Source organism: Sphingobacterium sp. 1.A.4 (assembly GCF_002734245.1).
GTDB classification, from domain to species: domain Bacteria; phylum Bacteroidota; class Bacteroidia; order Sphingobacteriales; family Sphingobacteriaceae; genus Sphingobacterium; species Sphingobacterium tenebrionis.
Genome location: NZ_PEAZ01000096.1, coordinates 112,358 through 135,856 on the forward strand (window position 1 = coordinate 112,358; position 23,499 = coordinate 135,856).

Consider the following 23,499-nt stretch of genomic DNA (forward strand, 5'->3'; position numbering starts at 1 on the left):
CGAGATTTTTTTAACATATGTAAAAAGCTTATTGCGGGTAAAAGCAGAAATTTGCCTCAGTAATTAAAACATACAACAAATGAATTGGATTATTCTAGTATTGGGCGGGCTTTTTGAAGTCGCTTTCACGTATTGTATCGGACGTGCAAAATTTGCCACCGGAACGGAAATGTACCTGTGGTATCTGGGTTTCTTGGTTAGTGTAACGGTTAGTATGGGCTTATTGATCAAAGCAACCAGTACATTACCCTTGGGTACTGCCTACGCCGTATGGTCGGGCATCGGTGCGGTAGGAACCGTATTGATGGGTATTTTCTTCTTTAAAGAACCTACAGATTTCTGGCGCATCTTCTTCATTATCACCTTGATAGGCTCTATCGTTGGGCTAAAAGCAGTTTCTTCGCATTAGTTACTTAAAAAAAGCGCAAAAATCTTTATTTTTGTCGATTACTATCATTCCCAACGATTTGGGAATGAACTATTCAACAGAGGAATACTATGTTAGACAAATTACAAGCGATAAAAGAGCGCTGGGAAGAAGTAGAAGCGGAATTATCCAATCCTGATACCATTAGCGACATGAGTCGTTTTGCAAAACTTAATAAGGAATATAAAGACCTAGGTAAGATTGTAGAACAATACCATATCTATAAAAATATGGTGAGCAACATCGATACCAACAAAGACATCCTTGCCAATGAGAAGGATCAGGAGTTGAGGGAGATGGCGAAGGAGGAATTGGATATTCTTTGGACCCAACGTGAGGAAAAAGAAGAAGAGATTCGTCTGATGTTGATCCCTAAAGATCCAGAGGATGGTAAAAATGCCATCATCGAGATCCGCGGTGGTACAGGAGGAGATGAGGCAGCCTTATTTGCTGGCGATCTATACCGTATGTATACCCGTTATTTCGAGACCAAAGGTTGGAGAACTGAGGTGATGGATGTAACGGAAGGAACATCGGGTGGTTATAAAGAGGTGATCCTAAAAGTAATTGGCGATGATGTGTATGGTCAATTGAAATATGAATCAGGAGTTCACCGTGTTCAACGTGTCCCTGATACGGAAACGCAAGGCCGAGTACATACATCAGCAGCCTCGGTAGCTGTCTTACCAGAAGCGGAAGAGGTTGACGTGGAGATCAATCCAGGCGATATCGAGATGCAGACATCCCGTTCAGGTGGTGCTGGTGGTCAGAACGTGAACAAGGTAGAGACCAAGGTTCAGTTGACGCACAAACCTTCTGGAATCGTGGTTGTTTGTCAGGTAGAGCGTTCGCAATTGGCAAACCGTGAGTTGGCGATGGAGATGCTTCGTAACAAGCTTTACGAACTTGAAGTACAGAAGAAACATGGTGATGTAGCCGCGAAACGTAAGACGATGGTATCCACCGGAGACCGTTCGGCGAAGATCCGTACCTACAACTATCCACAGGGTCGTGTAACCGAGCACCGTATCGGTTTGACGATGTATAATTTACCTGCCATTATGGATGGTGATATTCAGGACATTATCGACAAGCTACAGTTTGCAGAGAATGCCGAAAAGATGAAAGAGGGCGCTGTAGACTAATATTTTTCAAAAATATTTAGCAGATTTAGAAATAAACACTATATTTGCACACCTTCTGAAAAGAAGGAAAATGGTCTGGTAGTTCAGCTGGTTAGAATACATGCCTGTCACGCATGGGGTCGCGGGTTCGAGTCCCGTCCAGACCGCCACAACAAAAACAACAGTTAATTATTGAATTAACAAGGTCTGAAAAGACCACGTTCTTTAAAAGAAATTGCAAAATATTGGTCTGGTAGTTCAGCTGGTTAGAATACATGCCTGTCACGCATGGGGTCGCGGGTTCGAGTCCCGTCCAGACCGCCAATATTGGTCAAGTTTAACTTGGAAATCATTTTGCAAACATGAGGTCTGGTAGTTCAGCTGGTTAGAATACATGCCTGTCACGCATGGGGTCGCGGGTTCGAGTCCCGTCCAGACCGCAGTAAAAAGGTCGCATTTAATAAATGCGACCTTTTTTGTTTTTAATCTTTTCCTAATCCTTCGAAAGTTCATAACTCAAAGCGCCCGACGGGCAATGATTGATCTGATCAATCAATTCTTCCGTAGTTGCAGGCTCCGGTGTAATCCATGGTCTTCCCTTCGGATCGTAAACCTGCGGCAAAGTCTTTACACATATTCCCGAATGTATACATTTTTCAGGCTTCCAGAGAATGGTGATCTCTCCATTCGGATGTGGATATCTAATCGTTTTTTCTTCCATAATCGTTTTTCATTAGTATTTAAACAAAAATCATAGGTATAAGTTTACCCTAAACGTATTTGTACCCGAGATTCTAGTAGTTTAACAATTTTAGGAAAATTATGTTATATTTATCATACATCTAACCAATGAACTTTTAAACTATTTATGAAAAACTCATCAAGCCCATTTGATCAGCGAGGCAATAATTTGATGGAGGATGGTAAGAATTTTGCCATCATCTCCTACCTGACGGCTATCGGTCTCATCATTGCTTTTGTATTGAACAACGAGAAACGGAACGACTTTACCACTTTTCACATCCGGCAATCCTTAGGCATATTCCTGGCTATGTTTATCTTTGGGATGTTCAGTTATCTACCTTTTATTGGTTGGATCATCTCCGTTTTAGGATTTGTCTTATTGGTTATTCTATGGATCGCTGGGGTAATGAATGCGGTGAACGGCCATAAAAAACCAGTACCTATTCTAGGGGAATATTTCAACAGTATTTTTTCGGGAATCTAATCGGATCAGCTACGTAGGGTTTTATCTGATTAGGTTCGCTCTGAAACCATAGTGAAAGTAATGTGAAAGTATGCAATTCCTATGTTGAGCATATAAACACATGCTTTAACCATACTAAAAGCATACTTTAATATTGTTTCTAACACGATGCCATGGTTTTAGCATAAAAAACAGTATTTTAAAAGATAAGCGATAAACCATATCCAAAAAGATATGGTTTCTTTAATTAAATAATTTATAAGGATTAGAAGACGTTATTGTTATTACATAAAAATTCTTTTACGTTTGGGAAAGAATTCATAATAATTTCAATTTTTTGATTATTATGGGTTACTATTTGAAAATAAGGGTATTAATTAGTGAGTAAAATCAGAAAGATATTAGTAAAGACGCGCACGGACATGGAATTGTTGGAAGGGATGCGTAAGCGGGAGAATTCGGCGATTGCTGATATCTACAAAACCTGTTATCCATCAGTATCGCACATGATCCTGAACAACAAGGGGACAGAGGATGAAGCAAAGGATATCTTTCAGGAAGCAATGATCGTATTGTATGATAAGATTACTCAAGCGGAAGGTTTTGAGCTGAGCAGCAAATTAAACACGTTCTTATATTCGATTTGTAGGCGGTTGTGGTTAAAACAACTGAATCGACGGAATCTTTCCCTGGATAGTATAGACCAGGAGAACTTGGATATTCCGGATATGGATTCAGCTTTGGAGAGCCATGAAGCCGAAGAAGTAAAATTCAATCAGATGGAAGCCGCCATGGCCAACTTAGGTGAGCCCTGTGCCAGCATCCTGAAAGAATTCTACATCAAGAAAAAATCCATGCAGGAAATATGTGATCAATTGGGATACACGAATGCTGACAATGCGAAGAACCAAAAATACAAATGTTTACAACGGTTGAAAAAATTATTTTTTGACCAATGGGTAAAGGATGAAAGATAACATGAATCAAACAGAATTTTTAACATTAGCAGACCGATACCTTGGCGGAGAGATGACCGCAAAGGAGCGATTGGAATTCGAAAGCCTTTGCCGCGAGGATGCTGAATGGAATTCACAATTTCTTTCGCATAAGGAATTTGTATCGGACTTGCGCAAGCATGAAAACCGAAAAGAATTTATTGCTACACTGGATCAGGTGGTTAAAAATACATCCACAGAGCCGATTGTGTTAAGAATGTGGAGAAAATTAAAGATCAATGCTGTTGCAGCTGCTGCTGTTGCTGTCATTTCTTCTTTAGCTACGCTCTATTTAACCGGATACTTCTCCACGATACGTAAGACCACTACAGAATATAGCGCGCTTAAACGTGAGATAAACAACGTAAAGCGTAATGTCAATGCGCACCATAATGCGATCCGTAACATCAACAGCAAAGAGAACCCTGCCCCTACTCCTTTACAATTTGGAGCAACGGGTTTCATGTTGACCAAAGATGGTTATGTGGTGACCAACTTCCACGTGGTAAGCGGATCTGATTCCATCCATCTCCAGAACAATAAAGGGGAGATTTACCGAGCTGCTGTCATCCATGTAGATGAGGAGAAAGACTTGGCGATCCTTCATATTTCGGATACCAGTTTCTCTATGAGCCAAAACATCCCTTATACGTTCAAGCGTCAAGGTTTGGATCTGGGCGAAGGCATATTCACAATTGGATATCCTAGGGATGAAGCGGTGTATGGCGAAGGTTATTTGAGTTCTTCTACCGGGTATAGTGGTGATACCACCGCTTATCAGATCTCGGTACCTGTAAACCCAGGAAACAGTGGAGGTCCGGTATTGGATAAACAAGGAAATGTGATCGGGATTATTTCCGGAAAACAAAAAGGTATTGATGGTGCCGCATTTGCCATTAAGACCAAAGCGCTGATCGAAACCTTGAACCGGATCCCTAAGGATTCCCTAAAAGGAAATATCGTGCTGAGCAGTAAAAACAGCCTATCAAATCTACCTCGCACCGAGCAGATCAAAAAGTTGCAGGACTTTATCTACATGGTGAAGGTATATTAAACAATAACAAGACTTATGTATGTTAAAAAGGTTTTGCCTGTGGCAAAACCTTTTTTTATGGTATTTAATAATTTCCCGAAATAAATAGTTGATCTATTTATTGGGTTATGGGATTTATTTATTGGGTTGAGGAGTTGTTCTCAAATACGGTTTGATCTCGGTGTAACCTTTCGGGAATTTACCTGGGATATCTTCCGTCTTAATAGCTGGAACAACAATTACATCCTGTCCATCCTCCCAGTTCGCAGGAGTTGCCACCTGATATTCATCTGTTAACTGCAAAGAGTCGATGACACGTAGGATCTCGATGAAGTTCCGACCGGTAGATGCCGGATAGGTTAACGTTAATTTCACCTTTTTGTCCGGTCCGATCACAAATACCGAGCGAACGGTAGCCGTTGCCGAAGCATTCGGGTGAATCATATCGTATAATTCTGCCACCTTACGGTCTTCATCAGCAATGATAGGGAAATCTACCTGGGTGGATTGGGTTTCATTGATATCTTTGATCCATTCCAAATGTTCAGGAACAGAATCCACACTTAATGCCAATACCTTAACATTCCTTTTTTCAAATTCTTCTTTTAACTTGGCGGTCATACCCAACTCGGTGGTACATACCGGGGTAAAATCTGCGGGATGCGAGTATAATACGGCCCATTTCCCATCGATATAATCGTAGAAATCAATATCTCCAATAGATGTCTTTGCCTGAAAGTTTGGCGCTGTGTCTCCTAATCTTAAGCTCATATAATTAATCTTTTATTTGTTTTTAAAAAATACTCTACCAATATAGTAGTATTTATTTTCAATTCCAAAATTACAGCCGTGTATGATGGTCAGTATTTTGTAAATTAAAACTATCTACTTAACAACGAGGGCTTTCATAAAGTTTTGAGAAAAGTTAAAGATGACAAATGTTTGAGGTTCGGAGATGCTATGTGAAGGATAAATGATAAAATTGATAGGGTTATTATTATGCTTGCATAGTATTATTATGTATATTTGGTTATACCATATAAACAAACGATATGAATTTTGAACTATCCGAAGAGCATAAAATGATTCGTGATGCCGCTCGCGAATTTGCACAGGAACTGAAAGCAGGGGTAATAGAAAGAGATGAAGCGGCAAAATTTCCTTACGATTTTGTGAAACAGATGGGTTCCCTAGGCTTTATGGGCATCATGGTCCCGGAGGCTTATGGCGGTGCTGGAATGGACACCTTGGCCTATGTACTGGCGTTGGAGGAGATCGCGAAGATCGATGCTTCTGCAGCAGTGATCATGTCGGCGCATAATTCGTTGGTATGTTATGGATTGAATGAATATGGTTCAGAAGAGCAGAAACAGAAATACTTGAAGCCATTGGCTTCTGGGGAGAAATTGGGTGCCTTTGCTTTATCAGAACCTGAAGCTGGGTCTGATGCTTCCTCCCAACATACTTTGGCGGAGGATAAAGGGGATTATTATCTATTAAACGGAACAAAAAATTGGATTACCAATGGTGGAAACGCCGATATCTATCTGGTTATTGCCCAAACTGATCCTGAGAAAGGACATCGAGGGATCAACGTGCTGATCGTTGAAAAGGGAATGGAGGGATTCAGTATTGGTCCTAAAGAGAACAAATTGGGTATCAGAAGTTCGGACACGCATTCGTTGATGTTTTCTGATGTGCGGGTACCGAAAGAGAACCGCATCGGAGAGGATGGGTTTGGTTTCAAATTCGCCATGAAGACGTTGGATGGTGGTAGGATTGGGATTGCGGCTCAAGCTTTGGGTATTGCTGCTGGGGCTTACGATCTGGCATTGGCCTATTCCAAGGAAAGAAAGACTTTTGGCAAGCCGATCTCCAACCATCAGGCGATTCAGTTTAAATTAGCGGATATGGAGGTGGATATTGAAGCGGCAAGATTGTTGACTTATAAGGCTGCCTGGACGAAGGATCAAGGTTTAGCGTATGGAAAAGCGGCTGCCATGGCGAAATTGCATGCATCGGAAGTGGCGATGAAGCATACGGTGGAGGCCGTGCAGATTCATGGTGGTTATGGATATGTGAAGGAGTATCATGTGGAAAGGTTGATGCGGGATGCGAAGATTACGCAGATCTATGAGGGGACTTCGGAGATACAAAGGTTGGTTATTGCTAGGGAAGTGTTGAAGGATTAGGGGGATGAGATAAAATTTTGAAATAAAAAAAGCCCTGTAGATGATTCTACAGGGCTTTTATAATAATCCTTCTTACAAAGGATTCTGAATGACTACTCCTAAAGTTCTGTTCAATTCTGATCTTGGAATTAAGAATTCCCATCTTTTATCTCCAGCAGGAACACTCATTACATCTGCCAAAGTTGCGTTATGGTTTGATCCATTTCTGTCCAATGGTAAATTCAAACGTTTCAAATCGTAAAAACGGAAACCTTCAGCCCATAACTCCACACGTCTTTGTACTAAGATTTCCTCAATCAAAGCCGCACCTGTGTTTGTCGATAATGTGTAAGCCGCATCTCTAGTTTTTACGAGATCAAACAATACTTGCTTAGCTTCTGCTTCTCTACCTGCAGTTCTAGCCAACGCTTCTGCTTCGATAAGGTACATTTCGGCAGCACGCATGAACATCAAATCGCCGTTACTGTTTCCAGGGTTTGGCAAAGTGAATTTTCTGGTCATATAAGGTTGTCTTACACCGCCAGACGCCACTGGGAAACCTGCCTCTTTTGCCGTTGGATCCCATAGCTTTTTACGGATATCTGTTGCCGAGATCTTATCATAAAGCAAAGAGTTAATTGCTTTTGGATTACCTCTGGTATTGGTAGAACTAAAATTACCTACATACGCATAGAAGGAATAGAAATACAATGGTTGATCCTCACGGTGTTCAATACCCCAAATCCATTCTGGATTATTTACATCCACAAAATTATTCAAGTATTGTGCAGCTGTCATCAAGCTATATCCTTGACGTGCTTCCTTAGCCATTGCAGCAGCGATATCGTAATTTTGCTGGGTCAAAGCTACACGCGCTTTAATTCCTTTTGCCACATTGCTATTTAAATGGGAAACATTAGGTCTTGGTGTTGCCGTTTTGAACAACTCAATTGCTGCATCCAAATCCTTATTGATTTGGTCATAAGTTTCCTCTACGGTATTTCTAGGAACAGCACCTTCAGTCTTTTCCAAAACCAAAGACATACCCATAGAAGAGTTATCTCCGCCTTTTACATATCGTTTACCAAAAAGTTGTACCATTTGGTAATAACTCCATGCACGGTAAGTTAATGCCTGACCCTTGATGAAATCCTTTTCTTCTTGTGGACCTTCAGCAGCATCAATGTTCGCAATGATTTCATTCGCATTACCAATTAATGCATAGTAGAAACCATAATTGAACAACAGAATGCTTGCCGTCTCGTTTCTATGGCTATTCCACTTATATTCACTGTTGAACCAGCCGTTTGCAGCACCGGTCATCACAAAATCATCACCTAACACTTCTGTATAGATCATGTTTCCACTTTGACCACCGGCCGCCTGATTGCTGTGCCATTGTGAATACATATAACGGTGCATACCATTAATGGCAGTAAGTGCATTTTTCGTTGTGGAAAAAATGATGGTTGGACCTATACTACCTGTAGGGTCTTTTTGTAAAAAATCTTTCTTACAACCACTTATCAATAGGGCTGCCATTGCAGTAGCTGCAAAAACAGTCTTTTTATTAAAAATCTTCTTAAAAAACATAATCTTAGAATCCAAAGTTAACACCAAAGTTAATTGTTCTTGCATGCGTATAGGTACTGTTTCCAGTATTACCTGTAAAAGCTCCTACCGGGTTAAATCCTTTTTTCGCCGACCAGAAATAAAGGTTCTCTGCACTTGCATATAAGCGCGCATTTTTTACGCCTATACGAGAAACATACTGAGATGGTATTGTGTATGCTAAATTGATCGAGCTAATATTCAAATAGGATCTCTTTCTTAACCAACGATCCGATAAAGCGCTTGTTTGACCAGTCCTAGACGTATTCATCGCAGGAATAAGCGATACATCTCCTGGGTTTTTCCAAGCACCTAATAAGTCTTCATGTAAATTCGCACCATTTGTAGGACCTGCACTCATTAACCCTGCGTATTGGCCATCGTAGGCATAACCACCAAGACCATAAGTCAATACAAATCCAAATTCAAAATCTTTATAGTTGAAGGTGTTCACAATACTTCCATAAACTGGAGCTATTGCACTTTTTCCAACATATGATAACCTTGCGGTACCGTGTTCTGAGGTTACTGTATCCATAACGCCATTTCCACGATCAATCACTTTGTGGTATTTTGGATCAAAAGTAGCGTTCTCCGCCAAGCCCAAATACAAGGCATTACCATTATCAGGATCTACTCCATAATATGTTCTCAACCAAAAATCATACATAGAATGGCCAACTGAACGTTTGTAGGCTCCATCAACAATTTCTGGAGTTTCTAACGGCATTTTGGTCATTTCATTTTTAATCGTAGTTAGGTTGATTCCTAGCGTCCAGTTGAAGTTTTCTTTTCTGATCAATTGACCATTTACAGACAACTCGATACCTTTGTTCGTTGCTGCTCCAACGTTTTGGTTGATAGCAAATGAACCTCCAGTAGTACCACCATTATGATAAGGTTGAGGAACACTGAATAATAACCCATCAGAGTTTCTGTGGTAATATTCTAAAGTACCATTGATTCTATTGTCCAAGAACGCAAAATCCACTCCGATATCAAATGGTTTTTGAGTTTCCCAGGTTAGGGCACTACTACCAAGTGAAGTCATTGCTGAACCAGATTCTGATGCATTGTTATAAAGACCATAAGTAGCTTGATAAGGATAGTAACCCACATCAGCATTACCTAACACACCATAAGATGCTCTTAATTTCAATAAATTAATGTTTTCATTTTGGAAGAAAGCCTCTTGGTCTAAACGCCAAGCACCACCAATAGACCAGAAATTGTTCCATCTTAAATCTGAATGGAATTTAGAGTTACCATCTCTTCTGATCATAGCGCTTAAATAATAACGGCTATTGTAATTATAGTTTGCGCGTGCGAAATAACTTTCCATTGTACTTTCTGTTTTACCAGAAGTCAAAGAAGCAATATCCACAAAGTTACTGAATACGTGCATTCCATCGAAACCTTGTCCAGTTCTCATACCATCGATAGATTCGTATTTGTATGAATAAACCTCATGACCTAATAATGTCTCTAGATTGTGCAATCCAAAGGTATTGTTAGCTCTTAAGATTTGGTTGAAGGTATACGAATAGGATCTCGTCCAGCCTTGGCTATAACGACCAGCTGGAGCTCCATCACCTACCTCAGTGTTTTCATAGCTCTCTCCTCTAGTATTTGTAAAATCAGGACTAAAAGTTGTGCTCAATGTTAACCAAGGCAAGAAATTAATATCTAAATAAGCTCTTGCATTAATGAATTCACGATTACCGAAGTCATTGTTCATCATGGTTTCTGCCAACGCATGACGACCACTATTGAAAATACGGTTTAACCCATAGTCAGCAACAAAATTTCCATAATCGTAACGTTTTTCTCCATTTGCATCCAAGATAAGATTACCTGTTTGAGGATCTCTTAAGTATACAGGATAAATTGGCGCAATACCTCTACTGAAATAGAAAGGGTTATTGATACCATCACCACTTGATGCGTTATTATCTGTATGAGAACCTGCAGATAAATTCATTCCGGTTTTCAACCAACTCTTGATTTGAGAGTTTAAGTTTAAACGACCCAAAAACCTTTCTTTGGAAGATCTGTAAGACCAACCGTTATCCTTCAAATAGTTCGCTGAAGCAAAGAAATCGGTATTATTTGAAGAACCTGAATAATTTACATTATACTCCGTTCTTTTCCCGTTCCTAGTAGATTCATCTTCCCAAGTTTTGTAATCAGAATATTTGAATTTGGCATTAGGATTCAATATACCATCTACACTTACCAATTCATTATTAGGAATATCGAAAGCATTGTAATTTCCTAAAAATTGAACGATATCTTGGTAGGTTTTTCCATTATACACCTGGTTTCCCGCTGCATTTCTTGGCAAAAGACCAGAACCAATCTGACGAGCAATGTCCACAGGAAGTTTTGCCTCGCCATAGATCATGTTATTGGTGTAAGCTTGCCACATTAACTCATAATACTCCCCTGCAGAAACGGTATTGTAATTAGGTACACCATTTTGGTTATAACCAAATTGGGCAGAAGCTTGCAAAGTAGGACTTCCTGCTTTACCTTTTCTAGTGGTAACCATAATTACACCATTCGCACCACGAGATCCGTACATGGCGATGGTAGCTGCATCTTTCAACACGGTAATAGATTCTACATCAGATGGATTGATATTGGACATTCCGCCATCGTAAGGAACTCCATCCACTACGATAAGTGCACCTGATCCTGCTGAGTAGGAACCAATACCACGGATTCTGATAGTTGGAGAGGATCCTGGAGCACCACCTGGTGCACTTGTTTGGATACCTGGTCCAGCACCTTGCAAAGCAACTAATGGGTTCGAAAGAGGTCTTTTATCCAATTCTTTCTCACCAATTTGAGTTGCAGAACCTGTAAAGTCTGATTTTTTCACCGTACCATAGGCAACAACGATTACCTCGTCCAATGAAGTTTCATCTTCTGCCAATACGACATTTACAACAGAGCGATTGTTGATTTGAACTGTTTGCGAAATGAATCCAACGTTAGTGATGGTTAGTGATCCATTCGCTGGCGCAGAAATACTGTAATTTCCGGCACCATCCGTCTGTGTGGAGATGGAAGTCCCGACAACTTTAACAGTTGCCCCTGGCAAGTTTTCTCCTGTGGTTTGTGAAGAAACTCGACCAGTCACCTGACGATTCTGCGCATGAGCAACACCTATAAATAGGGCACACAGCAGAATAAAACTGAGTAAATTTTGTTTCATAAATAATTGTTTGAGTTTGTTAAATAATTGCTTTTTTGGTTAGTTCCGGCTGGTTAGACCTGACCAATCATAATTAGCATAATTTCCACAACTCAAACTTATAATATTTTTTTAACAATTGCTTAACACTTCATTGTAACTTTTAATATTTTCTCACTTTTTTATTAAAAACTTAGTTTTAATTGGGTTTTTTTATTAATTTCTTTAAAATTATGACAGTATGTTGATAAAAAAATTATTCAAACTCTTTCTAATTGTAAAAAATTTGGCTTAATTAAATAATATTCATTCAAAATTTTAGAGAACTCTGAAACCCAAACCAAAAAAATAACCTCGATTCCTCGAGGTTATTCCAATCGGTGTTAAAACAACTTATTTCAATCGATTCTCGATAAGGCTTAAATAATTATAATCATCAAATGAAAAAGCTCCGGACTTTTTCATGTTCAATTCGAATAAAAATTTTGATTTTTTCAAGAGATCCTGATCATCAGACATCAAACCATCATACATTAATAGCTGCGCAAGGGGTCTAATCTGTTCGATCTCCAAGCCAGCAACAAAATCCGTTAAGGATTTAAGGTCATTTTCTATAAAAAATGCCCTATCCTTATTAAAAAAATGTAAATATCCTTCTTGGTTGAACTCATCTGTCGTTAAGATTTGCAATTGCTCATTCTTTTCTACCAATAAGCGTAAAAATTCACCCATCTCATTGATCCAATTCAGGATCGTATCCTTTTCATATCGTATTCCCATAATTATCTAATTTGTCCATCTCCATTAATAAACCATTTTTCACATACTAGTTTTTCCAGTGCAAATGGTCCCCTAGCATGCAGCTTCTGCGTAGATATACCAATTTCTGCCCCTAATCCGAACACTCCTCCATCCGTAAATCTTGTGGAAGCGTTGGCATATACTGCTGCTGCATCGACCATCTTCATAAATGTCGCAATATTTTTGGGATTTTGGGAGACAATGCATTCCGAATGTTTGGATGAATAGTGTGCAATATGGTCTAATGCCTCCTCTAGCCCATTCACGACTTTCATGGAACAGATCAGATCAAGAAATTCTCTTCCAAAATCGTCTTGCGTAGCTTTTCCCAGTTGCTGGTAAGCAAAGGATTTCCAAACAGGATAGGATATTGCATCTGCCAATACTTCGACCTTCGCGCTTTCAAATTTTGGAACCAAGCGTTCCAGTAAGCCATTCAAAACGACCGCATCGACTAAGATAGTATCCAGGGCATTGCATACGGAAGGCCTTGATATTTTGGCATTGGCAATGATATCGGCCGCCATATCCAGATCAGCTGTTTCATCCACGTAAGTATGGCATACGCCTGCACCGGTTTCAATCACAGGTACTTTAGCATGCTCCCTTACATAATTGATCAGCCTTTGCGACCCTCTTGGGATAATCAGATCGACATAAGATCGAGCATGCAATAGTTCTTCTACGTATTCACGCTCGACGGGAAGCAATTGAACAAGATGGGGATTACAACCAGCAGATACCAGAACCTCCTTAAGGATTTCAACCAAACAGGAATTACTGTACCAAGCATCTGAGCCTCCTCGTAATAAACAAATATTCGCAGACCTCAAACAAAGACTGGCCACATCAATGGTCACATTTGGCCTGGACTCATAGATGACCGCGATGACCCCGAGGGCAACTGTTTCTTTACGGACCAACAATCCATTTGGAAGCTCCCTTTCCAAGAGTAGCTGACCTGTTGGATCATCCAATTTCGACACCTCCAAAATGCTACTTGCCATCTGTTCTATTCTGGGCTCATCCAATAATAACCTATCGCGCTTTGGATCTTTATCATCCAATTTTGCCAAGTCCTTCTGATTTTCCTGGATGATACGCTGTTTGTTTATTAAAAGACTTGAAGCAATTTTTTTCAAAACCTCTTGTCTATCGGCATTTGACATGCTGGCCATGGTGCATTTAGCTTGCCTAGCCTGTTCCAGCTCCACTTGGATGCCTACTTTATCTTCTTTTTCTAAGTTTTTCATCTTTCTTCTTTTTGACATAAACTTTTGCTGCTTATAGCAGAACGATATCGTCTGCATGAGCAATTTCCAGATTACGAAGTCCCTCCCTTGATTTCAATCCATCCTTCTGCATCAGGCTAACAGAATCAATTCTGGATTTTCCGACTGCACGGACCACTTGCTGCTCATCCATAATCTGAAAAACCTCCCCTACTACAAAATCCTGAACAACCTTCTTAATCCCAACAGCCAATAAACTTTTCCTTTTCAGGATCGCTTCAATAGCGCCATCATCGACCTGTATCAAACCGGAGATCAAACTTCCACTTGCCAACCATTTTTTCTTGGAGGATAATTGTTTTTTCTGGGGCAGGCATACCGTACCGTTTTCACCTCGGACGGCCTTCAGTAGTCCATTATCCGATTCCATAGAAAAAATAACCACTTCAATCCCCATCTGCGTAGCCATTCGGGAAAAGTTCAGTTTGGATACCATACCTCCCAAACCGACATCAGAAACTCCCTTGCTTGGCAGAGCCAGTATAGACCTGTCAATCTTTTCGATTTGCGGGATAACCTCTCCCTTTTCATTCAGAACCCCTGGTACGGAAGTGCTGAAAAGCAGTTTTTCTGCTCCAAATCCTACTGCGATAAGGGTAGCCAGTTCATCATTGTCTGAGAATTTCAATTCCTTATTGCTTACCACATCGTTCTCATTGGCGATGGGGATCACATTGTTTTTCCATAGGGTTTCGTAGGTGCTTTTCAATTGCAGGAATTGACTGCGATTGGAAAAATGATGTCTTTCGCATAGACTCTGTGCCAAGGCTATTTTATAGGGACGAAAAAAGGAGGCATAGGTCATGACCAATAAGGGGTTTCCAATGGCAGCTGCGGCTTTCCGCTGCGACAAAGTGCCGGTATATTTCGGAATAAATCGTTTGCCGGCAGCAACCGCACCCGAAGAAACTAATACGATATTATAGGTTGATTGAAGTTGCGCACATTGTCGGGCAATCTCCAACACGATCCGATCATCCACTTCACCTTGATTGGTAATGGAAGCCGAACCAAATTTTATGACTAAAATTGGCTTTTTCATGAATAAAATTTAGGGTTGATTTTTAGAAAAGCATAGCTTAACCAGCAGATTGCTGCTTATAGGTTCTCCAGAGATTGATAAAAACAATACAAGAGAGCAGCAGCGAGCTGGGGACAAGAAAATCAGAAAATGAAAATCCCTCACCTCCTTTATACTGGGCGTATAATTGGAAGCCTGATAGCAGCAGCAGAAATACGGCTAACCCTAAGCAAATCAGGATGAAGGATTTGTTCATAAAAACTAATTTAACGAGAAAAATCCTTAAAAACAAAAAAACAGACCCTGAGGTCTGTTTAAATATCTGTTGGTTTCTCCTAAACGGAAATCCGATTAAGCCAATACCAATTCCACCGGGCAATGGTCGGAATGAACCGCAGATGGAAGGATTCTAGAAGAAACGATATTATCTTTTAAGCCATTGGAGACCATATTGTAATCGATGCGCCAGCCCAGGTTTTTACCTCTGGCTCCCGCACGATAAGACCACCAGGTATAGTGATGCGGATCAGGATTCAGGTGCCTGAAGGAATCTATATATCCCGAATTGATAAAGTTTTCCATCCATTCTCTTTCGGCAGGAAGGAATCCCGAACTATTGGCATTGGATTTTGGATTGTGAATATCGATGGCGCGGTGACAGATATTAAAATCACCACAAACCACCAAGTTTGGTTTCTCTTTTAATAGATCGTTCGAATACAGCTGAAAATCATCCAGGAATTTGTATTTAAAATCCTGTCTTATATCCCCAGTGGTTCCCGATGGGAAATAAACACTCATCACGGATGCCTTATCAAAATCGGCACGGATCACTCTTCCCTCAAAATCATAATCTTCGTGTCCACAGCCATATTCAATATGCTTAGGCGTTATTTTGGTGAAAATGGCCGTTCCACTATAGCCTTTTTTCTGTGCCGGATACCAGTAATGTTCATAGCCCATTTCCTCCAGTAATACGACCTCTGGCACCTGATCAGGGCTTGCTTTGATCTCCTGGATACAGATGACATCAGGATTCTCGAGTTTTAACCATTCCAACCAGCCTTTTTTAAGCGCTGCGCGGATACCGTTTACATTATAGGTTAATATCTTCATTTTACGGAAGTTTATATCTCTATTTTAAGGAAGTTTATAAGGTCCTTTGGAGCCGAATAATTTTCTGAACAAGCCTTTTTTAGGTGGCAATCCCTGTAATTCACGCTCTAGATCCTGAGCTTCTCTTTTGTTCAGCACGCGCATCGCAAAACGAACATCATCCAAAGGACGATCATTACTATCGGTTTTTACGGTAGCAACCTTGTCGACCATATCTACACCACGCAATAATTCACCAAAAACAGTATAGTTTCCATCCAGATGTGGCGTACCACCAATGGTGGAATAGGTCTGGCGTTGTAAAGGCGTAAGTTTTACCCCCTTTAATCTAAATTTTTCCAAGGAGTCCAAAGCTGCTTGTGAAAACACACGTCCCTGAACCAGATAAAACTGAGATGCTGCTGATTCTTTGGCTGGATTGTTATCCCTCGCCGCACCGATGGTCCCTTTTTTATGGATCAATTCTGGTTGGATTTCTGCAGGAATCTTATAATCTGGACCACCTTCGCCCAATTTTTGTCTGCTGGCAGCATAACGGGAGTCCGGATCTCCACCTTGAATCATGAAGTTGTTGATCACCCTATGAAACATGAGGGAATCATAATATCCCTCCCTAACCAATTTCACAAAATTGTCCCGATGTTTTCGGGTCTCATTATAGAGTTTTAAAAGCGCATCGCCTTTATTGGTCTTGATCTCCACATAATAAAATTGAGGCGTTTGTGCCTGCGCGAAGGAAATCCCTAAGAATAATGCGCATAAAAACAGTAATCTCTTCATATATTTTTTGGATAATATTTTGCTTTTCTTTTGTTAATAACTTGTTCTTGTTTAGATAATGTTTTGTTCTTCAAAATAGTCGATGACCAAGGATTTGATGATCATCTCTTGTTCCATGAGGGTATAATTTGGAATGGGTTTTATCAATTTCCAGTGCGGCCAACCTTGATCATCAGAACCTTCCAGTTCATAAAAGCCCAAACTACTGAACAAACGACAATTGGCGATATGCATCAATTCCTCTTTTTCTCTTTTTGAAAAGGCCTGTGGACCTTTTCCCAATTCCTGCACACCGATCAAGAACAACATGATCTTGATGTCGGGGGTATCCATTTCAAATCGATCAGCAATGACTTGCTGAAGGTGTTTCCATTTGGTATTTATTTCTGCTGCTTGCATTTGAAATCTTTTTGTAAATGGTCTTTAGCTGATGTTAATTCGCTTTTAGACCTTTAGCTGATGTTAAATCGTATTATCGCCATTCAGCAACCAGCTGTTGGCAACGTTTTTCGATCAGGTCAAAAACCGGCTTGAACATGTTGGAATCATAATAAGGATCCGGAACGATGTCATTGTCCAAGAATAGGGTGACTTTATCTCTATGCTCCTGATTTTCAGTCTGGGCAATAACATCTTTATAGTTCTGTCTATCCATGACTAAAATACGATCATAAGCTTCGAATAGATCAGGGATGAAGAACTGCGCACGTTGCATGGAGATATCGATACCATGGTCTTTTGCAACCTGTACCGATCTTTTATCGGGGGCATGTCCAATATGCCAATCACCTGTACCAGCAGAATCAATCTCCCAATCCAAGCCCGCCTCTTTTACCTTATGTTCTAAAATCCCATGTGCCAATGGAGAACGACAAATATTGCCCAGGCACACCATTAAAATTCTCATGGTTTCAAAGATAGTAAATTAGATTATAGATGTTAGATTATAGATATAAGATATTAGATATTAGATATTAGATATTAGCTGTTATAAAAAAACCGTCATTGCGAGGAACGAAGCAATCTTTACACTAATCGAAAGATTGCTTCGTTCCTCGCAATGACGGAATCTCGTTCCTCGCAATGACGGGAAAGGTCTATCGTCTATTATCTATCGTCTATAATCTAACGTCTATAATCTATTCCTAATATTTCAAAGGAACATTGAATTCAACAGAGCTTCCTCTTTCAGGAACTCCTTTTATCCTTACGATATTTCGTTGTGTACTACCTAATGCAGATTCCACATCATCCACATTGTTTACGGCTTTTCCGTTAATATGGGTGATAACCAATCCTCTTTCCACACCGAAGTATTCGAAGATACCTCCGCTATGTACTTGAGAAACAACTACACCGGAATTAATACCCAATTCTTTCTTAACTTGTGCATTTGCAGGGACAAAGCTAGCTCCCAACTTGTTGAAGATTTCAGTTGCTGATGCACTAGACTCTTCATCCTGTGATTTAGACTTATTTGCCTCTTCGCCTTTTAAAGTAATCGTAACATCTTTTTCTTTACCATCACGCTTGTAGGTCAATTTAACTTTATCGCCTGGACGCAATCTTGCTACATGCTCTTGTAGATCTGGAGATCCATAGATGGTTTTTCCTTCTACTTTGGTCAAGATATCACCAGATTTGATGCCTGCAGCTTCCGCAGCTCCACCTTTCACGACATCACTTACATAAAGCCCGTTCAGATCATCAATTCCGTATTGCTTTCTCACATCTGCATTCATCTCACTGAATGTTACCCCAATATATCCACGCTTAACACTTCCGAATTCTTTGAAGTCATCTACGATCTTCTTGGTAAGATTGATCGGGATAGCAAACCCATAACCTGCATAAGTTCCTGTTGGGGAAGCAATCGCTGAATTGATACCGATCAATTCTCCGCGAGCATTGACCAATGCACCACCACTATTTCCCTTATTAATTACCGCATCGGTCTGTAAAAAGGATTCTACAGCAGTATTGATAATCTGCTCTTGTTGTCCTTGTCCATATCGACGCTGTGGTTGCTGCGATTCTCCCAAAATACCGATCTGACGGCCTTTTGCTGAAATGATACCAGCAGTTACTGTAGATTGTAATCCAAGCGGATACCCTACTGCTAATACCCATTCTCCGATCTGTACATTATCTGAATTACCCAATTTAACCATTGGTAATCCAGTAGCATTAACCTTGATCAAAGCCAAATCAAAATTCGGGTCACGACCGATTACTTTGGCCTCATAGGATCTTTTATCCGTTAATACCACTTCAATTTTATCAGCTTCTTCTACCACGTGGTTATTGGTCACGATGTATCCATCAGGAGAGATAATCACCCCAGAACCTGATGCCGTCATCGGACGACCTTGACCACGTCTTTGCTGAGGAACTCCGAAGAATTCTTCGAACATATCGAATGGCGAACCACCGCCACCTCCTGAGTTACGGCTTGATACCGTTACTTGAATATGCACTACGCCAGGCGATACAGCAGCTGCTGCCTGGGTAAAATCTGGATTTCCAGTTGAGGACATAATTTCCTCCCCCGGATTATTTGCGTAATATACTTTTTGACGCTCTTCGAACGTCATGCCGTCCATTTGTTTCTTTTCAAGAAGCTTGAAACCCCCTACAGCTACAGCTCCTCCAACAATGGCCGCCAATAATGTTGCTCCTATCTTTTTCATATACTATTGTTGATTTATCTATTTTTGTTATAATTTCATTTTCGTTAAGTCAAATGTAATACCATTACAATTCTCTTAATTGGTTTTGTCAGTTAAAAAATGTTAATGGAAGCAATGTATGTCAACCATTTAACATGATTTAACAAAAACTGGGTTTATTGTAACAAGAATATTAAATTTACAGCACATTTTCAACCTTATGGCACAACAAATTTCATTTTATAAATACCAAGGTGCTGGCAACGATTTCATCTTAATCGATAACAGAAACTTAATTTTCGATGCTAAAAACCAAGATTTGATCGAAAAACTTTGCGATCGAAGATTTGGAATCGGCGGAGATGGTCTTATGCTGCTTCAAAACACAAATAATTATGATTTCCAAATGCTTTACTTCAATGCAGACGGAAAAGAAGGGAGTATGTGTGGCAATGGAGGACGTTGTTTGGTAGCCTTTGCCAGAGATCTGGGAGTTGTGGGATCTAATACTGTCTTTTTGGCAGTAGATGGAAAACATGATGCCAGTATTGACGGTAATCAGGTGAATTTGGGAATGATTGATGTCCATGACCATCATAAGGATGGTGAAGCTTTTGTGATGAATACCGGTTCTCCACATTATGTTCAGTTCACCGAAAACCTACAAGAGAAGGATGTTTTTCAAGAAGGGTATGCCATCAGAAACAATGAAACCTACAAAACTGAGGGCATCAATGTTAATTTTATCGAGAAAGAAGAAAACGGTTATTTTGTCCGCACCTTCGAACGTGGTGTAGAAGATGAAACCTATGCTTGTGGTACAGGTGCTGTTGCCTCAGCCATGTCGGTTGCTCTTCAATCTGGGGAAGATGGCGATTTTAACATCCCTATCCGTGTTTTAGGAGGACAATTATACATCTCCTTCCACAAAGAAGGCAATAGCTTCAGTCAGGTTTATTTATCTGGTCCCGCAGAACAAGTCTTTCAAGGAAAAATAGATATTTCACAATAATTTAATCTGCTATTTGGAGGCGAAAAAGCGCGAATAACTGTATATTAGTAGCTTTTTCGAGAAGGAACGATCCATCATGCAGCAGACAGACACTTCTTTACCCTATCGCTTGGTTTATTCTTTGGGGAAGCACCCTTACCTGGGCTACCTCATCGAACCACATATCGTGTATCTAAATCAAAATGGATCTTATTCCTTATCCTATAAACGGGTTTTTAGTAACACGGTGGATGAATATGCCAAGGCAATAGATGAAGTGGATGCAAAATTGATCCAACTCTGCGATGAAATGGAGCAGACCCAGATCATCAAAAGATTTCATAAAAAAGCCATCCGTCCAATCACCTATTTCAGCAAGATTTTCGACCAGCAGATCTATGATTCCATTCGCCCGAAGATTGAAAAGGGATTGTTGGCCATTCTTAAAATAATAGGTGATAAACCGTTATTCTTAATGAGCAAAGATGGTTATCCGGCCGAACAGGAGCTTAAAATAGCTGAAAAACCAACATCCATCCTTTTTCATTTTAGAAGGAATGAAACAGAGACCCGGTATTTTCCAACTTTAAAATATGATGGTTTCCGAATGGAATTCATGTTCAAGAACGCCGAAGTCATTGTCAATCAACAGGCTTGGTTATTATTGGACAACACCTTATATCATTTTGATGAAGATCTAGAAGGCAAAAAACTAACGCCATTTTTAAATAAACGCTTTATTTCCATCCCTAGGAATACCGAAAGAAGGTATTTCGAAACATTTGTCACTTCCCTGATTGAGAAGCATCATGTTTATGCCGAAGGGTTTGATATTATCGTGTATAAGGAAAACGCGAAACCACAATTACGGATCATACATTCGCCAGAACACGAAACCCAACTCCAATTAAACTTCCAATATGGCGATTTTACTTTCCCTGCGGGGGGGCAGCATGCTGTAACCGTAAAATATGTCTATAACCGAGAACTGGATAAACACCAATTTTATCGCATCAAAAGATCCATGGCCTGGGAGGAAAACCGATCGAAATATCTTTCGGATTTGGGATTAGAAAAGGTAGACCCTCTATTTGGCACATATGCTGCCAGCAGCAATGCCTTAGGCATACGGATGTCGGCCATTGAATGGGTGAACGAACATTTGACGGAACTTCAGGAAAAAGGATTTGAGGTTATTCAATCAGAAAATGACAAACGGTTCTTGATCGGAAAAACCAGCATCAGCATTGAAATTGAGGAAAAGAATGACTGGTTCGATATTAAAGCAGTAGTCCGATTTGGGGATTATGAGATCCCTTTCATGCAACTGCGGCAACATATCCTCCAAAAAATCCAGGAATTTGAGTTGCCAAATGGCGAAATAGCAATCATTCCGCAGGAATGGTTCTCTCAATACGAACATCTCTTCCAGTTTTCTGCTCATAAGGAAGAATTGCGATTGAACAAAACGCATATTGGTCTTCTGAATGAGATTAGTGAGCATACGCAGGTAAGTCTTCAGCGGAAGCTCAATAAACTCGGTGAATTTGATGAAATTGTTGACCAGGCGGCACCAGCATATTTTAAGGGAGAATTGAGGCCTTATCAGAAAGCGGGATATAATTGGTTTCATTTCTTAGATGAATACCGTTTTGGTGGCTTGTTGGCAGATGATATGGGATTGGGGAAAACAGTGCAGACCCTGGCGATGTTGCAGAAGCAGAAAGAGGCCAATGTGGGAACTGACCTTCCTAAAACATCCCTCTTGATCGTTCCTACCTCACTGATTTTCAATTGGCAAAAGGAAGCGGAGAAATTTGTTCCCAAACTGCGTGTATTGTTACATACCGGAGGGACTCGGAGTCGAGATAGCTTTGCATTTTCACATTTTGACCTGGTGATCAGTACCTATGGCATTGCGCGGATCGATGAGGAACTTTTTAGCAATTATTATTTCAACTACATCATCCTGGATGAAAGTCAAAACATAAAAAACCCAAGGTCTAAGTCCTTTACTGCGATCAAGCATTTTAAAGGCCGAAATAAATTGGCATTGAGTGGAACACCGATCGAGAATTCGGTAGCAGATATCTGGTCTCAGATGCATTTCGTCAATCCAGGTCTATTGGGAAGTTTCTCCTATTTTCAGAACGAATTCGTGCTGGCGATTGAGAAAAAGAAGGATGAGGCTAAAGCGAAGAAATTGCAGGCTATTATCAAGCCTTTTGTTTTGAGGAGGACCAAAGCGCAGGTAGCAACAGAATTGCCCCCAAAATCCGAACAGATCTTTTATTGCAGTATGACCGAGGAACAACAGGAATACTATGAAACGGTAAAATCAGAGTATAGAAATGCGTTATTGGACGGGGCGTTTTCGGGCAAAGCTTCACAGATCGCGTTGTTGCAAGGCTTGACTAAATTAAGGCAATTGGCAAACCATCCATTGATGATCGATGCGAATTATAAAGATGGTTCCGGTAAATTTGATGCCGCTATTGAAACCATGGAATCCATTCTGAAGGAGGGTAATAAGGTGTTGATATTTTCACAATTTGTGAAGCATCTTCAGATTTTCAGGGATTATTTTGATAGGAATAAGATAAAATATGCTTATTTGGATGGGGGGACGAGTGATCGAAATGAGGCGGTTCGGAAATTTAAAGAGCAGGATGATGTTCAGGTTTTCTTGATTTCCATTAAAGCTGGTGGAACGGGATTGAATTTAACGGAAGCGGATTATGTGTTTATTTTAGATCCATGGTGGAATCCAGCTGTAGAACAGCAGGCCATTGATCGTAGCCATCGAATCGGCCAGAAAAAGAATGTGTTTATTTATAAATTTATAGCGAAGGATAGTATTGAGGAAAAGATACTGGCTTTGCAGGGCATGAAGAAATCTTTAGCGACCTCGTTGATAAATACGGAGGAATCTTTTGTGAAATCCCTTACAAAAGAGGATATCAATGAGTTGTTTAGATAGGTTGAGGAAGTGGGCAGGGTCGTCATCTGACGCTGTTTTGCACCGCGCCAACTTAGCCCAGTGCCGTCATTGCGAGGAACGA

20 protein-coding genes and 3 tRNA genes are annotated in these 23,499 nt (G+C 40.3%); 11 read left to right on the top strand and 12 right to left on the bottom strand.

All coding sequences use genetic code 11. From position 1 onward, the window contains the following. Nucleotides 1-79 precede the first annotated feature (79 nt). From CRJ00_RS16140 to CRJ00_RS16160, 5 genes are all read left to right on the top strand, one after another. The gene (locus CRJ00_RS16140) at nt 80-409 is read left to right on the top strand and encodes a DMT family transporter (protein WP_099367778.1); all 330 of its coding nucleotides are present in this window, start codon (nt 80-82) and stop codon (nt 407-409) included. An 89-nt stretch (nt 410-498) separates the two neighbouring features. Then, a complete protein-coding gene (prfA, locus tag CRJ00_RS16145) occupies nt 499-1,572 on the top strand; it encodes a peptide chain release factor 1 (RefSeq protein ID WP_099367779.1) in 1,074 nt (357 codons plus the stop codon). Nucleotides 1,573-1,644: 72 nt separating this feature from the next. Then, a tRNA-Asp gene (locus tag CRJ00_RS16150) sits at nt 1,645-1,721 on the top strand. Between the two features lie 77 nt (nt 1,722-1,798). After that, nucleotides 1,799-1,875: transfer RNA gene (locus tag CRJ00_RS16155), tRNA-Asp, on the top strand. 42 nt (nt 1,876-1,917) lie between these two features. Further along, a tRNA-Asp gene (locus CRJ00_RS16160) sits at nt 1,918-1,991 on the top strand. Between the two features lie 53 nt (nt 1,992-2,044). On the opposite strand, the gene CRJ00_RS16165 is transcribed toward CRJ00_RS16160, so the two are convergent. Next, nucleotides 2,045-2,272, bottom strand: a complete 228-nt coding sequence (locus CRJ00_RS16165) for a (4Fe-4S)-binding protein (protein ID WP_099367780.1) — start codon at nt 2,270-2,272, stop codon at nt 2,045-2,047. A gap of 147 nt (nt 2,273-2,419) precedes the next feature. Between CRJ00_RS16165 and CRJ00_RS16170 the strand changes: the two genes are divergently transcribed. The 3 genes from CRJ00_RS16170 (at nt 2,420) to CRJ00_RS16180 (ending at nt 4,807) form a co-directional block, all read left to right on the top strand. Then, the gene (locus CRJ00_RS16170; protein ID WP_099367781.1) at nt 2,420-2,779 is read left to right on the top strand and encodes a DUF4870 domain-containing protein; all 360 of its coding nucleotides are present in this window, start codon (nt 2,420-2,422) and stop codon (nt 2,777-2,779) included. Nucleotides 2,780-3,264: 485 nt separating this feature from the next. After that, nucleotides 3,265-3,735 carry an RNA polymerase sigma factor gene (locus CRJ00_RS16175; RefSeq protein WP_373560884.1) on the top strand — a complete coding sequence of 157 codons (471 nt, stop codon included), beginning with the start codon at nt 3,265-3,267 and terminating at the stop codon, nt 3,733-3,735. A gap of 1 nt (nt 3,736) precedes the next feature. Beyond that, a complete protein-coding gene (locus CRJ00_RS16180; protein WP_099367814.1) occupies nt 3,737-4,807 on the top strand; it encodes a S1C family serine protease in 1,071 nt (356 codons plus the stop codon). 114 nt (nt 4,808-4,921) lie between these two features. Here the strand turns inward: CRJ00_RS16180 and CRJ00_RS16185 are convergent, their stop codons facing one another. Further along, the gene (locus CRJ00_RS16185) at nt 4,922-5,557 is read right to left on the bottom strand and encodes a peroxiredoxin (protein WP_099367783.1); all 636 of its coding nucleotides are present in this window, start codon (nt 5,555-5,557) and stop codon (nt 4,922-4,924) included. A 281-nt stretch (nt 5,558-5,838) separates the two neighbouring features. Here CRJ00_RS16185 and CRJ00_RS16190 point away from each other — a divergent pair, with 281 nt between their 5' ends. Continuing rightward, nucleotides 5,839-6,978 carry an acyl-CoA dehydrogenase gene (locus tag CRJ00_RS16190; RefSeq protein ID WP_099367784.1) on the top strand — a complete coding sequence of 380 codons (1,140 nt, stop codon included), beginning with the start codon at nt 5,839-5,841 and terminating at the stop codon, nt 6,976-6,978. Between the two features lie 72 nt (nt 6,979-7,050). On the opposite strand, the gene CRJ00_RS16195 is transcribed toward CRJ00_RS16190, so the two are convergent. From CRJ00_RS16195 to CRJ00_RS16245, 10 genes are all read right to left on the bottom strand, one after another. Beyond that, nucleotides 7,051-8,595, bottom strand: coding sequence for a RagB/SusD family nutrient uptake outer membrane protein (locus CRJ00_RS16195; RefSeq protein WP_218962239.1), 1,545 nt, complete (start codon nt 8,593-8,595; stop codon nt 7,051-7,053). Then, nucleotides 8,555-11,788, bottom strand: coding sequence for a SusC/RagA family TonB-linked outer membrane protein (locus CRJ00_RS16200; RefSeq protein WP_099367785.1), 3,234 nt, complete (start codon nt 11,786-11,788; stop codon nt 8,555-8,557). The genes CRJ00_RS16195 and CRJ00_RS16200 overlap by 41 nt, the downstream gene beginning before the upstream one ends. A 372-nt stretch (nt 11,789-12,160) precedes the next feature. Then, nucleotides 12,161-12,547, bottom strand: coding sequence for a hypothetical protein (locus tag CRJ00_RS16205; RefSeq protein ID WP_099367786.1), 387 nt, complete (start codon nt 12,545-12,547; stop codon nt 12,161-12,163). A gap of 2 nt (nt 12,548-12,549) precedes the next feature. Beyond that, nucleotides 12,550-13,821: a glutamate-5-semialdehyde dehydrogenase gene (locus tag CRJ00_RS16210; protein WP_099367787.1), complete on the bottom strand. Its 1,272-nt coding sequence runs from the start codon at nt 13,819-13,821 to the stop codon at nt 12,550-12,552. Between the two features lie 31 nt (nt 13,822-13,852). Continuing rightward, nucleotides 13,853-14,902, bottom strand: coding sequence for a glutamate 5-kinase (gene proB, locus CRJ00_RS16215; RefSeq protein WP_099367788.1), 1,050 nt, complete (start codon nt 14,900-14,902; stop codon nt 13,853-13,855). Nucleotides 14,903-15,232: 330 nt separating this feature from the next. Next, the gene (locus CRJ00_RS16225; protein WP_099367790.1) at nt 15,233-15,997 is read right to left on the bottom strand and encodes an exodeoxyribonuclease III; all 765 of its coding nucleotides are present in this window, start codon (nt 15,995-15,997) and stop codon (nt 15,233-15,235) included. A gap of 24 nt (nt 15,998-16,021) precedes the next feature. Beyond that, nucleotides 16,022-16,777 (bottom strand): peptidylprolyl isomerase, encoded by a 756-nt coding sequence (locus CRJ00_RS16230; RefSeq protein WP_099367791.1) that lies wholly within the window; start codon nt 16,775-16,777, stop codon nt 16,022-16,024. A 51-nt stretch (nt 16,778-16,828) separates the two neighbouring features. Continuing rightward, on the bottom strand, nt 16,829-17,176 hold the full coding sequence (locus CRJ00_RS16235; protein ID WP_099367792.1) for a hypothetical protein: 348 nt from the start codon (nt 17,174-17,176) through the stop codon (nt 16,829-16,831). 73 nt (nt 17,177-17,249) lie between these two features. Next, the gene (locus tag CRJ00_RS16240; protein WP_099367793.1) at nt 17,250-17,684 is read right to left on the bottom strand and encodes a low molecular weight protein-tyrosine-phosphatase; all 435 of its coding nucleotides are present in this window, start codon (nt 17,682-17,684) and stop codon (nt 17,250-17,252) included. A 238-nt stretch (nt 17,685-17,922) separates the two neighbouring features. Then, the gene (locus CRJ00_RS16245) at nt 17,923-19,467 is read right to left on the bottom strand and encodes a Do family serine endopeptidase (protein ID WP_099367794.1); all 1,545 of its coding nucleotides are present in this window, start codon (nt 19,465-19,467) and stop codon (nt 17,923-17,925) included. Between the two features lie 199 nt (nt 19,468-19,666). Between CRJ00_RS16245 and dapF the strand changes: the two genes are divergently transcribed. After that, the gene (gene dapF, locus CRJ00_RS16250; protein WP_099367795.1) at nt 19,667-20,458 is read left to right on the top strand and encodes a diaminopimelate epimerase; all 792 of its coding nucleotides are present in this window, start codon (nt 19,667-19,669) and stop codon (nt 20,456-20,458) included. A gap of 76 nt (nt 20,459-20,534) precedes the next feature. Continuing rightward, the gene (locus CRJ00_RS16255; RefSeq protein ID WP_099367796.1) at nt 20,535-23,417 is read left to right on the top strand and encodes a DEAD/DEAH box helicase; all 2,883 of its coding nucleotides are present in this window, start codon (nt 20,535-20,537) and stop codon (nt 23,415-23,417) included. The last annotated feature ends 82 nt before the right edge of the window (nt 23,418-23,499 follow it).